At 51.2% G+C, this 13179-nt stretch carries 12 protein-coding genes; all 12 read right to left on the minus strand.

Annotated features, from left to right (window positions below):
• Window positions 1-15: 15 nt before the first annotated feature.
• The 12 genes from M6G53_RS14490 to M6G53_RS14545 all read right to left on the minus strand — a co-directional run bounded on the left by M6G53_RS14490 (window position 16) and on the right by M6G53_RS14545 (window position 13164).
• Window positions 16-2511 carry a fimbria/pilus outer membrane usher protein gene (locus M6G53_RS14490; RefSeq protein WP_253332429.1) on the minus strand — a complete coding sequence of 832 codons (2496 nt, stop codon included), beginning with the start codon at window positions 2509-2511 and terminating at the stop codon, window positions 16-18.
• Window positions 2512-2534: 23 nt separating this feature from the next.
• A complete protein-coding gene (locus tag M6G53_RS14495; RefSeq protein ID WP_253332431.1) occupies window positions 2535-3230 on the minus strand; it encodes a fimbrial biogenesis chaperone in 696 nt (231 codons plus the stop codon).
• 48 nt (window positions 3231-3278) lie between these two features.
• Window positions 3279-3863, minus strand: coding sequence for a fimbrial protein (locus tag M6G53_RS14500; RefSeq protein WP_253332433.1), 585 nt, complete (start codon window positions 3861-3863; stop codon window positions 3279-3281).
• An 850-nt stretch (window positions 3864-4713) separates the two neighbouring features.
• Window positions 4714-4926 carry a hypothetical protein gene (locus tag M6G53_RS14505; RefSeq protein WP_253332435.1) on the minus strand — a complete coding sequence of 71 codons (213 nt, stop codon included), beginning with the start codon at window positions 4924-4926 and terminating at the stop codon, window positions 4714-4716.
• 274 nt (window positions 4927-5200) lie between these two features.
• Entirely contained in the window at window positions 5201-6064 is an 864-nt protein-coding gene (locus M6G53_RS14510) for an alpha/beta hydrolase (RefSeq protein ID WP_253332437.1), read from the minus strand.
• A 51-nt stretch (window positions 6065-6115) separates the two neighbouring features.
• Window positions 6116-7444, minus strand: coding sequence for an MFS transporter (locus M6G53_RS14515; RefSeq protein ID WP_253332439.1), 1329 nt, complete (start codon window positions 7442-7444; stop codon window positions 6116-6118).
• 48 nt (window positions 7445-7492) lie between these two features.
• Complete coding sequence (gene antC / locus M6G53_RS14520; RefSeq protein WP_253332441.1) at window positions 7493-8509, minus strand: anthranilate 1,2-dioxygenase electron transfer component AntC; 1017 nt, start codon at window positions 8507-8509, stop codon at window positions 7493-7495.
• Between the two features lie 62 nt (window positions 8510-8571).
• Window positions 8572-9075 carry an anthranilate 1,2-dioxygenase small subunit gene (antB, locus tag M6G53_RS14525; RefSeq protein ID WP_253332444.1) on the minus strand — a complete coding sequence of 168 codons (504 nt, stop codon included), beginning with the start codon at window positions 9073-9075 and terminating at the stop codon, window positions 8572-8574.
• A gap of 34 nt (window positions 9076-9109) precedes the next feature.
• Window positions 9110-10501 carry an anthranilate 1,2-dioxygenase large subunit gene (antA, locus tag M6G53_RS14530; RefSeq protein ID WP_253332446.1) on the minus strand — a complete coding sequence of 464 codons (1392 nt, stop codon included), beginning with the start codon at window positions 10499-10501 and terminating at the stop codon, window positions 9110-9112.
• Between the two features lie 162 nt (window positions 10502-10663).
• Window positions 10664-11584 (minus strand): catechol 1,2-dioxygenase, encoded by a 921-nt coding sequence (gene catA / locus M6G53_RS14535; protein ID WP_253332448.1) that lies wholly within the window; start codon window positions 11582-11584, stop codon window positions 10664-10666.
• Between the two features lie 150 nt (window positions 11585-11734).
• Entirely contained in the window at window positions 11735-12025 is a 291-nt protein-coding gene (catC, locus tag M6G53_RS14540; RefSeq protein WP_253332450.1) for a muconolactone Delta-isomerase, read from the minus strand.
• Between the two features lie 29 nt (window positions 12026-12054).
• The gene (locus M6G53_RS14545; protein WP_253332452.1) at window positions 12055-13164 is read right to left on the minus strand and encodes a muconate/chloromuconate family cycloisomerase; all 1110 of its coding nucleotides are present in this window, start codon (window positions 13162-13164) and stop codon (window positions 12055-12057) included.
• Window positions 13165-13179 lie beyond the last annotated feature (15 nt).

Here is a 13179-nt window from a genome sequence, read left to right on the forward strand (position 1 = left end):
GCATGATTATCCTTTTTATCGACAGATGTTCGCTGCGCCGTCCATCGTCATTCGTGGACGCGCAATCTTGCAAATACCGTCGCTCAACCGAACCTCCAACGAGGTGGGCCGCTGCTCCACCCGGAGGTACAGCACACTGGCCTGCCCGACGAAACCGATAGCCTGGCCGGTTTGGTCCGCCACCTCCGCGCCGAATGGCAAAGGCATGCGATCGTTTCTAAACGCGCGCAGCGTGTAAGGGCGACGCGGGTCGGTTTCGAACCTCAAATAATTGACGGCGCCGGCATAAGGCACGCTGTTGGCGATATTGCCAACGATCTCTGCGCCGGAACTCTTGCCGGTATCCGACAATGTCACGGAGTTTTGCCGGTAAGGCGTGGCGTAAGGCACCAATGCCAACCCCTCATCGTTCGTGACGATACTTTCATCCCCGTTCACCATCAGCCCTTTGGCCTTGGGCGCGTCAACCACCATCATGGTGTTGCCCATCTCGTTCGACGCCAGCACATGCCAGGGGATGGCCACCAGGCTGCCGCGGGCACTCATCCCCAACTGCCGGTAATCCGCTGACTCGCTGTAGGAACCGCCGACGGTGGTCGCACTGGCGCGGTAGGCCGCATTCACACTCGCCATGCTGTTGCCACCGCGTTGATTACTGCCGGCGAGCGCATAGCTCAGGCGGTTCGATTCCAGCGCATTGCCGCTCAGGCTCAGCGTGCTCTGCTGATACTGCGAGCCGGTGGCGGATAAACCGGTGCTGAAATAGGCATTGTTATCGAACACCGATAGCGGCACGCTCAGCGAAAGATAAAAACGCGTCTCCTCTCTGCGCTCGGAATTTCTTACCCGACTGGCGGAAACGTTATAGCTGATGCGCTCGAAAGCATTGGAATATCCCAGTTGGTATTCCCGGCTTTTCAGGGTGTTAGACCAGTAATCGCGCTGGGTACCGGAGAAATACAACGTCCCCCATCCTTCTGCGAGCCGCTGATTCAGGTTCAAATTGAAGGTATTGCGTGGACGTGCCGCGCGAACGGCATCCCAGGTATTCAAATCCAGCGGGGCAAGTTCATCGTCATCCCGGCCGCGCCAATAATCGTGAAAGCGCTTTTCGCGTTCGCGATAGCCTTGATGGGTGTAGATCGCGTCGTTGAAGCTGTAATACCCTTTGGTCGAATAGCGATAAGCCGCCAGCGTAAAGTTGGTCGCGGTGGCATCCAAAAATTTGCTGTAAGCAATCCGAAAACTCTGCCCATTTTCATGGCGATCCTGCAGACGCGTGGCGGCCTGGGTCACATCGACAGACACCGCCCCGATCGGCAGATTCCAGCCGCTGCCGAGCAGCCAGGCGCGGTAGTCGTCACTGAGGATCGTGCCGGCATAGCCGGAAATCAGGTTGTTGAAACCATACTGCAGCGTGCCCTGGATGAAAGCCGGCGCATAGTCGGTATTCGTTTGATTAACCTTACCGGCAACCAGACCATATTTGCTGACGCCCTGCTTCAACATATTGGGTACGGCGGAAAACGGCACGGTAAAAGATTGTTCCCGTCCGTCAGCTTCCTTGACCACGACCAGCAGATCGCCCGCAGAGCCGGTCGGTAAAATGTTGTCCAGAGTAAAGGCCCCCGGCGGTACATTTTCCTGATAGATAACGTTGCCGCTTTGTAAGACTTTCACCAACGCGTTACTCTGCGCGACGCCGCGTACGATGGGAGAAAACCCCTGCTGCGAATTGGGCCGCATGTTGATGTCCGAAGCCAGAGCCACGCCGCGCACCCGAATCGAGTCGAATAAATCGCCCGGCGAGTAGAAATCGCCCAAGGTCAGGTTTGACTTGATGGCGGCGAAACCGCGCTGCACATAGCGGGTATTGTTTTGCCAATCGCTGCCTTGTCGCGAGCTGCTGCGGAAATTGCTGCTGTCTCTGAATTGCCACCCCGCCAGATTGGCCCCCGACTCCAGACCGCTATAAAAATCGTCGCTGGAGGCGCGATCGTTCTGCAAAGATTGCACATGGTAATAGGTGGCGTTATAGGCCAACAGCAGCGCCGGCACGCCGCGATCCCAAAATTTGGCGTCAACATAGCCGGCTTCTGAGCGAATCACCCGCGATTGCGGCACCGTCAGTTTCAGGCTTAACGTCGCCACCTCAAAATCTGCCCGTCCACCTTGTACCAGCCGCTCGACGGGAATCAGGCCATCGTTCGCCACGACGGTCAGCGTCGTCATATCAATGCCCAACAGCGCGGCGTCGCGATCGCTGATGCGGATATCGCCTTTATGTTCGCCAAACAGCAACGAGAATCGTCCTTTCCAGCTTTGGTTGACATAAACGTCAACGGTCTGCGTTCCCGCCGGCATATCATTATTGAGGTAAAAGCGCGACAGATCGGACTCACTGGATGCGCCGGCCAATAAGGAGGTATCGAATTTCATTGCCGATGCTTTATTCGGCGCGATGAATGCAGATACGGTCAGTATCGAAAGCAATCTTATTTTAAGCTTCATTGCCGTTCTTCACGTTAGCGGGGTTAGCGGGCGGTAATGGCTTTAGATTTATAAGCCCCCAGGTCATCGACATAGAGCAAGGTATAAGGAACGTTTCGCTTCACCGTGACTTTAGCCGCGGCAACCTGGCTGGAAAACGGTGCCACCATGACAGAGTCGACCAACAAATTTTTTTTACCTTTTTGGTCAATGTTGACCAACGTAAAAAAGTAGGGGCTTTTATTGATCACCTTAAATCCCGCTTCTGTAGCCTGCAGCTCAATAAGATCGGGCATGGCGCTGGCGCTGCTCATTAGCGCTGCCGGACGATAAAACAATTTGATGCGCGACTTTATGGCGAGCTGGAGCGTATTGACGCCTTGCAGGTTGTCTGGTGTCGGCGGAATATCCAGGACATTCAAATAAAACACAGACTCACGATCACCAGGTAAGGCCGCTCCAATTTTCTGTATGCGCAATTGTTGACCGTTATTACCGGCAACTTTTACCACTGGAGGAGATAATAAAAAGGGAACGTTTGCCGTTTCAGGCGTCGAGTTCATATCACCGTCATCTATCCAGGCTTGTACCAGCGACGGATCGCTGCCATCGTTGACTAACTGAACGATAACATCCTTGTTCTTCTCCGGATAAATAACGCGAGTTCCATTAATTACAATATTGGCATCGGCAAAAAAGCTGCTGAGAAATAGCCCAACAAAAATCAAGCACGGTTTCATAGTCACCCCTGAAGCCAGGCCCTTGATACGGGCCCGGCTTAATCGCGATTACAGGTAGGAAATGGTGTAAGTCACGTTGGAACTCAGCTCGCCTACTTTTGCTGCGGTGACATTGGTTTTGTAGTAGTAAACATCCAGCGTCAGCGTTTCCGCATCAGGCGCCGTTTTATCGCCTTTGATCTTGGTAACATAAGGCACGTTCAAGGGAAGCGGTGTGGACGATCCCGGTTCGGCCAAAGAAAAACCGACGTTTTTCGCCACGGCGGCATCGCTTTCGTTAACCGAGCTGTTCAACAAATATTTCCCGTCGGTGGAAATATTATTTGCCGAGGAGAAGTAGATCTTCAGCTTCGAATCCGCTTCCGATGCCGCCGGCTTACAGCCGGAAAACGTCAATGAGAAAGACTTCTTGTTTTTGGCGATAGGGCCGACAACGGTACCCGCATCCGTCACAGAAATCGGACTCAGCGCCACGGTAAAGTCGGCACTTTTTCCGCCGTTGATGGTACAGGTGGTATCCGTCACGGCTCCGGTAAACGAAATGACGCCGCCGGCAGAGTTATCCGCGGCCATTGTACCGGCAGACGTTAACGCAGCAGCCAATACCGCCAAAGAGATACCTTGCTTAATCATATAATAAACTCCATTACTTTCTTCGCTGAGAGAGCATATATAAAAAGACCTATACCATTAAACCGTTCAGAGGCTAACGAAGCTTAGGCAATAGCAGAGTATTGACAGCATCCTGCCATCTAAAAGTTTATATTCGACGGTATATATTTATATATATCCAAGTGTAGTTATAAATTATCTGGCCATGGGAAAAATCCCAATCACCGCCAGATGCCGACCATATTAATTCCAAAGACAAAAAGATTGCAACATCGAAGCAAAATAATTTTCATGACAATAAAATATGAATCGACCTGCTGGTAAGGAGATGCATGACATTAAAGAGAAAAAACCGCTTTACTGCAGACTGAAAGGTTAAATGGCAGCAAGCATTTCATGCATGAGATACAATACGGAATAAAACAAGCAAAGCCATTGAAATATAAAAAGAAAAAACAAAAATCCAATGAAAGAAAAATCTTAGATTTCTTAAATTGCGGCCTTAGTTGGTCGGAGAGATTACAATTGTCTATTCATCGTCAATTGCATGAGCTACCCATATATGAGTAGAGCAGAAAAGCAACAGGGCCGTGTTTGCATATCAATGCAAATGAAATATGACGCAGGATTCTACTCATAGTACAAGTCGTTGGGTCAAACATGTCAGCTAAAAATATAGCTTTATTTATAAATAAAAATAAAACCAGGGAAATATACTTTTTACCATATAAAAAGACAACGGCGCTTTCATCGCGTTCCGCATCGATTTATCAAGATCGGGTGCAGCGGCGGCATAGAAAATGTTAAGGGCTAAGAATAAAAAAACCGGGCACATATTACCCGGGTTTATATCAGAACAGGCATTATACGCTCATACTTGTTTTTCAGTCCGCACGATGCCGTGACTCTTCATCACTTCTTCCATAGTGAGGTTCTCGTCGTACGGCGTTTCGTCCACCACGACGTCTTGCGGGCGCACATAAGGTTTGGTCGCTCGTTTGAACATCCACCACCATACAAACACCAGGAAAGCGCCGGACTTCAGAAAGATCATGGTCCATAAAGCAACTTGATACCAGTTCATCCCTATCTCCATAAGAGAGTTAAGCGAAATTGATAAGGCCAGCGTTGGTATCGCCTGATGACGTTACGCAGGGCTCAACGCCGCCTCGATTGCATCATACTCTCATTGATGCACGGCTCTTATCAATAGCAGATGGCGCTTCTAGCCAACAACGGGCTGAAATTACTCCATTTTTTGCACCGCTGAGGGCGGCAATTCTGGATGCGCGGCGACCTGAACAAACAAAGTGAAAAGTCATTGCGCCTGACAGGGGTGATAAACACCCCTTCGAGAACTATCTGGCTTGACCTTCACAAACTGATTTTTTACCTGGTGACTCGTTCATTAACTCCAGCAATGCCTGCAACAGCTTCCCGCCCCCCTGAAACTCATTCAGCAGGGAAAAATGCTGATGCCCAGCCATACATTGATATACTACCTTGTTGCCACATTGCGCCAGCGATTCAGCGTATTCTTTTGAATGACGAATTAATTCCGGTAATTCATCCGCACCCACCTGAATAGATATAGGTCGCCCCAAGCTAACAGAATGAATTGGACTATAGATACTAATCTCTTCTGGTGTCAGAGCAAGCTTATCATTCAGCCAGCTTAAACTTATGGGTTCCAGATCCACCAATGCGCTGATCGGCATCGCATGTGAGACTAACGGATGTTCACGGTGAAGCGCGGTAAGATGTCCGCCGGCAGAATGCCCAGATAGGCAGACCTTTCCGGGAGTAATGTTAAAAGTTGATCTGTTGCCATCCAGAAAATCCAATAACTCCCCTATCTCATTAACAATGGTTGTCATTGAAGCCTCGGGAGCCAAGGTATACTCCGCCAGAATAACGTTGATATTACTTTTGCACGCCCCCTCCGCAACAAAAGCGAAATCTTCTTTGTTACAATTTTGCCAGTACCCGCCGTGAATAAATATTAGCGTTGGCGCATATTTATCCTGAGCCGGGAAAAAGTCAAATCGTGTTCTCGCCCCCTTGGCATAAGGGATATCACGCCGAACATGGGCTGCCGCATACCAAGCGGCACTTCGCTGTTGAAATTGTGTCAATAATGCGGGGAAGTCACTCACAGCCTTGGTATTATTATAGGCAGCATCAAGTTGTAAACGATCCATATTACGATAAATAAGTTGCATAATTACCTTCCATTTTTTTAAGTGCCCTTCCTCTCATCGTTAGCAAAGAACTCAAGAGGCAGCCAATCTTGGGTTAACAAAAAACATACAGCCTGCAGCCAGTAATGATGGCAAGGCGAAAGCCATAAAGTTCTGTTGTAACGTTAATTCCAGATCAATCAACACTCCACCGGCAAAAGGCCCAAGAATAGCACCGATGCGACCGATCCCCAATCCCCATCCCAGCCCCGTCGACGTCATGGTGCAGGGGTAAAAACGCGCGACATAAGAGGTCATGGCGATCTGAGTGCCAATCGTGCTGGCGCCGGCAATAATCAGCAACACATAAAGGAGGCTCATCGAGCCTTGGGCACCCAGTAACGCAATCGCAGCCGCTCCCAGCAGGAAATAGCCGATCAGCACGGTTCTTCCACTCACCTTATCCATAAGCCAGCAACTACTTAATGCACCTGCTACAGTACCAGAATGTAGAGCAACCAGAAATGTGAGGCTGGAATTCAAAGGGTAACCTGCCTGCAGCATCAGTTTAGGCAACCACGATGTCATACCATAGATCACATAGAGCGATATAAAAAAAACCAGCCAGAACATCAGGGTACTTAACGTTCTGTTATCGGAAAATAAATTCCCGATGCTCATTCTTACCTGCCCTGAATCTAAAGTTGATTGGCTGACAAACTCAGTTCCTGGTTGATAAATATAATCTGGCGAAACTCTCTCCAACGCACGTTTTAAACGCTCTTTCTGTCTTGTTTTAATTAAAAAAGCAGCTGATTCCGGCAACTGGCTTAACATCCAGGGTAAGAAAAACACGGGAAATATGGCCACATAAAATATAGATTGCCATCCCATGAGGGGGATCAAGTAGATACCCAATATCGCGGCCCATATGCCGCCAATGGAGTAACCACTGAACATTAACCCCACCATCAAGCTGCGCTTATTTTTAGGGGAGTATTCGCTGGTGAGGGCGGTAACATTAGGCATCACACCGCCCAAACCGATACCTGAAATAAAGCGACACCATCCAAATTGATTGGCATTAACGGTGAATCCACAGAGAAAGGTGAATACACTGAAGGTAATCACACAGAGAGTAATGACCTTCTTTTTACCTATTTTATCTGAGAGCGGCCCCAATAAAAGCGCACCGAACATCATGCCAATCAACGTATAGCTACCTAATAAACCTGCCTGAGCTGCAGTTATCCCCCAGTCGGCCATTAACTTTGGTAAAATAACCCCTAGTACGGCTAGGTCGTAACCATCGAATATTATAACATAGGCACACCAAAAAATTGTCAGACGGTGGATGTTTTGAAATTTTGCATTATCGATTATAGGTGTAATATTAACGACGGTAACATCGAATTGAGCCATACAATCTCTCCTTGGCGTAAAAATAGTGCCTTATAAAAGGATGTCAGCCTATCTACTGGAAACAAAACGCTCAAAATAGACCTGATGTTCTGCTACTGGCTGAGCCGCCAGCCAGCTGCAGGTCGCCTCGATCATTGGCGGCGGTCCACACAAATAGGCATCGAACGGCTGTTGCAGCAGAGCGCTTTCCAACGCATGGGTTACCCAGCCCTTTTTCCCCTGCCATTCAGGGCCGGGATCGGCCACTACCACCTGATAGCTGAAATTACCAAGTCGTTGGGCTAATGAGTCGAGCCGTTCCAGTTCACTGATCTCACTCTCGCGGTTTACCCCATAATACAGTGCGATAGGTTGCCCTCCGTCCCCTTGTTCCGCCAAACTTTCCAGCATGCTGAGAAACGCGGACAACCCAGTTCCCCCGGCAACAAAAAGCAGCGGGCGCTTTACTTCACGCAGATAAAACGCGCCGAACGGGGCGGTAAAGCGAATACTGTCCCCTACTTGGCAACGCTGCCGCAAATAGTCACTCATTAACCCGCTCGGTAACAGGCGGATCAAAAAGCGCACTACCGTAGATTGCGCACTGGCGCCGGCATACGAGTAGGCACGGCTTTCCTCGCTACCGGGGATCTGAATTCTTGCATACTGCCCTGGTAGATAGTGCAACGCAGGTTCGTCCTCACCCAGCGTAATTTCCAGGGTGGCTACCGTATCAGAGAGCAGATTCAGAGCACTTACCCGGCCGTGATAGTTCTGCTGGCCGATGTTGCAAATGCTTGAATCGATGTCAAAGTAGAAAGAGCTCGGTGACGTCAACCGGGTCTGGCAGGCCAGCATATACCCCTGCTCAAGTTCGCTGGCGCTAAGCGCTTCATCATCAACATACTCTAGCTCGATGGTTCCCGATTCACAGCGGCCACGGCAGGTGGCGCATACCCCTTCACGACAGTCGAGCGGAAGCTGGATCCCGTGACGAAAAGCCGCATCCAATAATTTTTCGTTCTGCTCGACCTGAATGAACCGCGTGAATCCATCCCGGAAAATAATGGCGGCGCGATAAGTCATAATCACTCCTGTATCATTACTGTTCATAATAACGGCGGCCGCGACCGCCGTTATTAGACAAATCAGAGATGGTAAAAATCGAGTACTGAATCAATCTTGTCATTCAGTACCAGTACGTGCTTGCGCGCGATTTTGAGCTGCCCTTCCTGCCAACGCAGGCGATAGTTGGCCCGCCCAAAGAAATGACGGCTTTCACCAAAGCGGTAATAGTGCGTCACCCAGTTCACGCTAACGGTCAGCTGCCCAGTCTCCGCCACCTGGAAGCACACGTTATCGATCGAGTGCAATGTACGCGGCATCGGGGTGCAGGCTGCTGACTTGCCGGTACGAATTCGGAATACCCTATCTTCCAGGCCGGAGCGAGTGGCATAGTAGATCAGCGACATCTCCCGTTTTGGATCCCGTGTATATTCATGTTCGCTGCGCCACTGCGGCACATGTAACTCGGCATCTGCGGTGAAGTAGTTAAGGTAGCGATCCCAATCCTGATGATCGCAGGCGTCTGACACTTGGTATAGAAACCGTTCAATGGCATATTGCTGTTGCTCAGGCGTAATGTTTTGCATGATTAATCTCCGTCATGACAGGGCGAACCCCGATTCAGCGAGCTGCCGCCTGCGCTATTTTTTTATCCAATCCCACGAGCATCATCTGCTGCCATGCACGGTGCTGATTGACATACAGCCCTTCATGGGTAATCTCGATGCCGGTAATGACTGGTGCAATGTTTAGAATCTCGCTGTTACGCGTTACGCCATACTGCCAATGCTCCTGCCCACGGGATATATCGCTCCACGGAGTGCTTCGGGCTTCGAAGCCGCGCTGCTGTTCACGGAACTCCACCAGGTCGTCCGGCGTTCCCATACCGGAAACGTTGAAGAAATCTTCAAACTGGCGAATACGGCTTTCACGATCCCGATCCGACTCTCCTTTAACGCCCAGACAAAGACTGATCACTTCAGTTCGGTTCCAACTGATCGGACGGATAATGCGCAATTGAGAGCTGATTTGGTCCATAAAAAACAGACTGGGGTAGATGTTGAGGTTGCGCAGGCGGTGCATCGTCCACTGCGCACGTTCTTGCGGATATTTATCCAACAGACGCGGCATGATACGGGCATAACCGGGCCGTACATCGGCGGCGTTAGGCATGTCGCTGAATAACAGGCCGTGGCCATGTTTGAACGAGAACCAGCCGTCATCGGTGTTTTTATCACCAGCGCCCAACTTACTGTAATCGAGCGTACTCTCGCTGGCGACGTCGTTCCGGGCATTCAATTCACGGCGGTGAGTCACCGTCGAAACGTAGTTATAATGGACGGTGCTAACGTGATAGCCATCCAGCCCATTTTCATTCTGTAGTTTCCAGTTGCCCGGATAGGTATAGGTCGAAACACCGGGCAATACTTCCAGTTCGGCGTTCTCTGACTGTTCCAGCATCATGTCGAAAAACAGCGTGGTGTCGCCGAGGAATTCGATCAGGCTCTGCTCAGATTCAGTATCCAGGCTGATAAACACAAAACCTCGGTAGCTGGCGATGCGCGCGGCTTTTAAACCATGACGACTTTTATCAAAATCGCTGCCATATTCCGCTGGCGCTTTGACCTTCGCCAGCGCGCCGTCGGACTTGTAGCACCAGGCGTGAAACGGGCAGGTAAAGGTACTTTGGTTACCTTGGCAAACGCGGGTCAGCGTAGCGCCGCGGTGCTGACAGGTATTCGCCAATGCGTGCAACTCGCCTTTGCCGTCACGGGTAACCAGCATCGGCTGGCGCCCCGCTTGCACAGTGATGAAATCGTGTGGATTAGGGATCTGACTTTCGTGGCAGGCGAAAATCCACTGTTTCTCAAAAATCAGCTCCATTTCCAAATCAAACAGTTCCTGAGTGGTGAACATTGATCGGGCGATGCGATAGACACCCTCCTGTGGCCGGAAATCAAGGCTGTTTTCAATAATCTGCCGCCAGTTTTGTAACCCTTGAGACGTGCTCACATTAGTGCTCCTGTTATTTCTTTGGTCTCGGCGCCACTCGTACGGCATGTAGCGATAACCAGCTGAATACGTTAAAAATAATCAATACCGATAGAGAAAATTCCATCTACCGTTATTCAGGATAAACTTACCGCCCCTGAGCAGAGGCAGTAAAAGGTCGGGCTACGCTTTAGCGCGCTGGCGCTCAACCTCGGTCTCCGACGCTGCGGCACATTCTTTAAGCAGCGTAAAATTAAAGTCGATTGATGAGAAAGGCTTGCTGAGCTGTTTGCTGTCCAACACCTCCGACGCAGAGATCTTGCTCACTTGCGGCACCAGCCCTTCGCGGCTGGCAAAGGCGAAGTCATCCCACAGGTATTCATCACCGTCGATGTTAATCTGCGTGGTGAGCTTGCGATAACCATCGGCATAAACGAAGAAGTGAATATGTGCGGGGCGTTGGCCATGGCGCCCCAGCAAATTAAGCAACTGCTGGGTGGTGCCTTCCGGCGGGCAACCGTAACCAGAAGGCACGATGCTGCGGAACTGATAGTTACCCTGATTGTCGGTCACGATCGTGCGACGCAGGTTAAACGCCGACTGGCTCTTGTCGAAAAACGAATAGTTACCCATCAGGTTGGCATGCCACACTTCCACTGTCGCTCCAGGCAGTGGTTTACCGTTGGCATCCGTTACCGTTCCCTGCATGAACAACACCTCGCCTTCGGCGCTTTCCGTACCGTCGTCTAAACGGGCGAAACCTTGGCAAACAGGTGCTCCGGCCACGTATAGCGGCCCTTCGATAGTGCGCGGCGTACCGCCGTTCAGGCCCGCTTTGGCGTCGGCTTCATCGGCACGAATATCAATGAAGCGTTCCAGCCCCAGACCGGCAGCCAGCAGGCCCATCTCATGGCTGGCGCCGGTTTCTGCCAGATATTCCAGCCCTTTCCAGATTTCACTCGGTTGAAGATCCAAATCTTCAATCGCTTTAAACAGATCACCTAATAAACGAACGGTAATTTGTTGAATGCGTGGATTAAAATCACCTTCAGCGGTATCAATAATAAAGCGGTCAACCAGGGTATCGATGTCGTTATGAGTCATGTCATTGCTCCGTATTGATTACTGAGCCGCGGCAGCACAGCCCTGCGGCTATTTTTGTTTTTAACGGCTTTCTTTATCCTCCCCACCGGTAACCACCCGGTAGGGAACAGCGACATAAACATTGACAGGTGAGGCAACAAGCGGCCCAGCTCAGCGATCATCCTCTCTGATAGAGGAAGGATGGCGGCACAGTGGGATCACCTGAATCTTCATGTAAGGGAACAGCGGCAGTTGCGACAACAGTTGATGCAATTCATCAATACTGCCAACGTCAAACAGGCTGATGTTGGCGTACTGCCCCGCGATACGCCACAGGTGCCGCCATTGGCCGCTGTCTTGCAACGCCTGCGATTGCTTTTTTTCCTTCGCCTTCAGTGCATCGGCCTCGGCCTCTGGCATCGAAGTAGGTAAATCAACATCCATTCTTACGTGAAACAGCATAGCGATATGTCCTTGAGCTTGATGTTCTGTCAGCGGCGACGCAGGGTGGCGAGTTTGTCGCGATCGATCTCGATACCCAACCCCGGACCGGTTGGCACCTGCAGCATGAAATCGCGGTAAATCAAAGGTTCTGTCAGGATGTCCTCCGTCAGCAGCAGCGGGCCGAACAGCTCAGTACCTTGGCTAAGCTCACCGAAGGTGGAAAACACATGAGCGGAAGCCGCAGTGCCGATCGCGCCTTCCAGCATGGTGCCGCCATACAGGCCGATGCCCGCCAGCATGGCGATATCGGCCACCTGCCGCGCCTGAGTCAGGCCACCGGACTGGCTGATTTTTACCGAGAACACATCAGCACCGGCCTGGGTGGCCAGTTCGAAGGCGTCCAATGGCCCTTTCAGTACCTCGTCAGCCATAATCGGAACGTGAAAGCGCCTGGCGAGCCGGGCCAGACCGGCGCGGTTTTCCGCACGGATCGGCTGTTCGATCAGATCGATCCCCCCCTGCTCCAATGCGGCAATGCCTCGCTCCGCCTCTAATTCGCTCCAGGCCTGATTGACGTCGACACGTACACTCACCTGATCGCCCAGCGCCCTTTTGATAGCGAGCACATGCGCGACATCGGCCTCCACGGTACGCAAGCCAATCTTGAGCTTGAAAATACGGTGACGGCGCAACGCCAGCATTTTCTCGGCTTCCTCGATATCTTTTCGCGTCTCGCCGCTGGCCAGAGTCCATGCCACCGGCAGAGCGTCGCGTACCCGTCCCCCCAGCAATTCACTCAGTGGAATATTCAGCCGCCGCGCCTGCGCATCCAACAACGCCGTCTCCAGCGCACATTTGGCAAAACGATTACCCTGGACAGACCTGCGCAACCTGGCCATAAGCGGGGCCACCCGGCAGGCTTCCATACCGATCAATAACGGCGCCAGATAAGTATCGATATTCACTTTCACACTTTCCGGGCTCTCTTCGCCGTAGCTCAGACCACCGATGGTGGTTGCTTCACCCCACCCTTCGATCCCGTCATCACACAGCACGCGGATCAACACGAGAGTTTGCACATTCACCGTCGCTACCGACAGACGGTGAGGACGGATTGCAGGGACATCCAGCAGTAAAGTTTCAATGGCTTTAATCATATTTTTACGGTATCA

The organism is Serratia nevei, assembly GCF_024160145.1.
GTDB lineage: Bacteria > Pseudomonadota > Gammaproteobacteria > Enterobacterales > Enterobacteriaceae > Serratia > Serratia nevei_A.

Excerpts from the sequence above, each read along its gene's own strand:
- catA (WP_253332448.1), bottom strand. The coding sequence starts at position 11,584 with ATGACTCATAACGACATCGATACCCTGGTTGACCGCTTTATTATTGAT.
- antB (WP_253332444.1), bottom strand. The coding sequence starts at position 9,075 with ATGCAAAACATTACGCCTGAGCAACAGCAATATGCCATTGAACGGTTT.
- catC (WP_253332450.1), bottom strand. The coding sequence starts at position 12,025 with ATGCTGTTTCACGTAAGAATGGATGTTGATTTACCTACTTCGATGCCA.
- M6G53_RS14515 (WP_253332439.1), bottom strand. The coding sequence starts at position 7,444 with ATGGCTCAATTCGATGTTACCGTCGTTAATATTACACCTATAATCGAT.
- M6G53_RS14510 (WP_253332437.1), bottom strand. The coding sequence starts at position 6,064 with ATGCAACTTATTTATCGTAATATGGATCGTTTACAACTTGATGCTGCC.
- M6G53_RS14545 (WP_253332452.1), bottom strand. The coding sequence starts at position 13,164 with ATGATTAAAGCCATTGAAACTTTACTGCTGGATGTCCCTGCAATCCGT.
- M6G53_RS14495 (WP_253332431.1), bottom strand. The coding sequence starts at position 3,230 with ATGAAACCGTGCTTGATTTTTGTTGGGCTATTTCTCAGCAGCTTTTTT.
- antC (WP_253332441.1), bottom strand. The coding sequence starts at position 8,509 with ATGACTTATCGCGCCGCCATTATTTTCCGGGATGGATTCACGCGGTTC.
- M6G53_RS14490 (WP_253332429.1), bottom strand. The coding sequence starts at position 2,511 with ATGAAGCTTAAAATAAGATTGCTTTCGATACTGACCGTATCTGCATTC.
- M6G53_RS14505 (WP_253332435.1), bottom strand. The coding sequence starts at position 4,926 with ATGAACTGGTATCAAGTTGCTTTATGGACCATGATCTTTCTGAAGTCC.
- M6G53_RS14500 (WP_253332433.1), bottom strand. The coding sequence starts at position 3,863 with ATGATTAAGCAAGGTATCTCTTTGGCGGTATTGGCTGCTGCGTTAACG.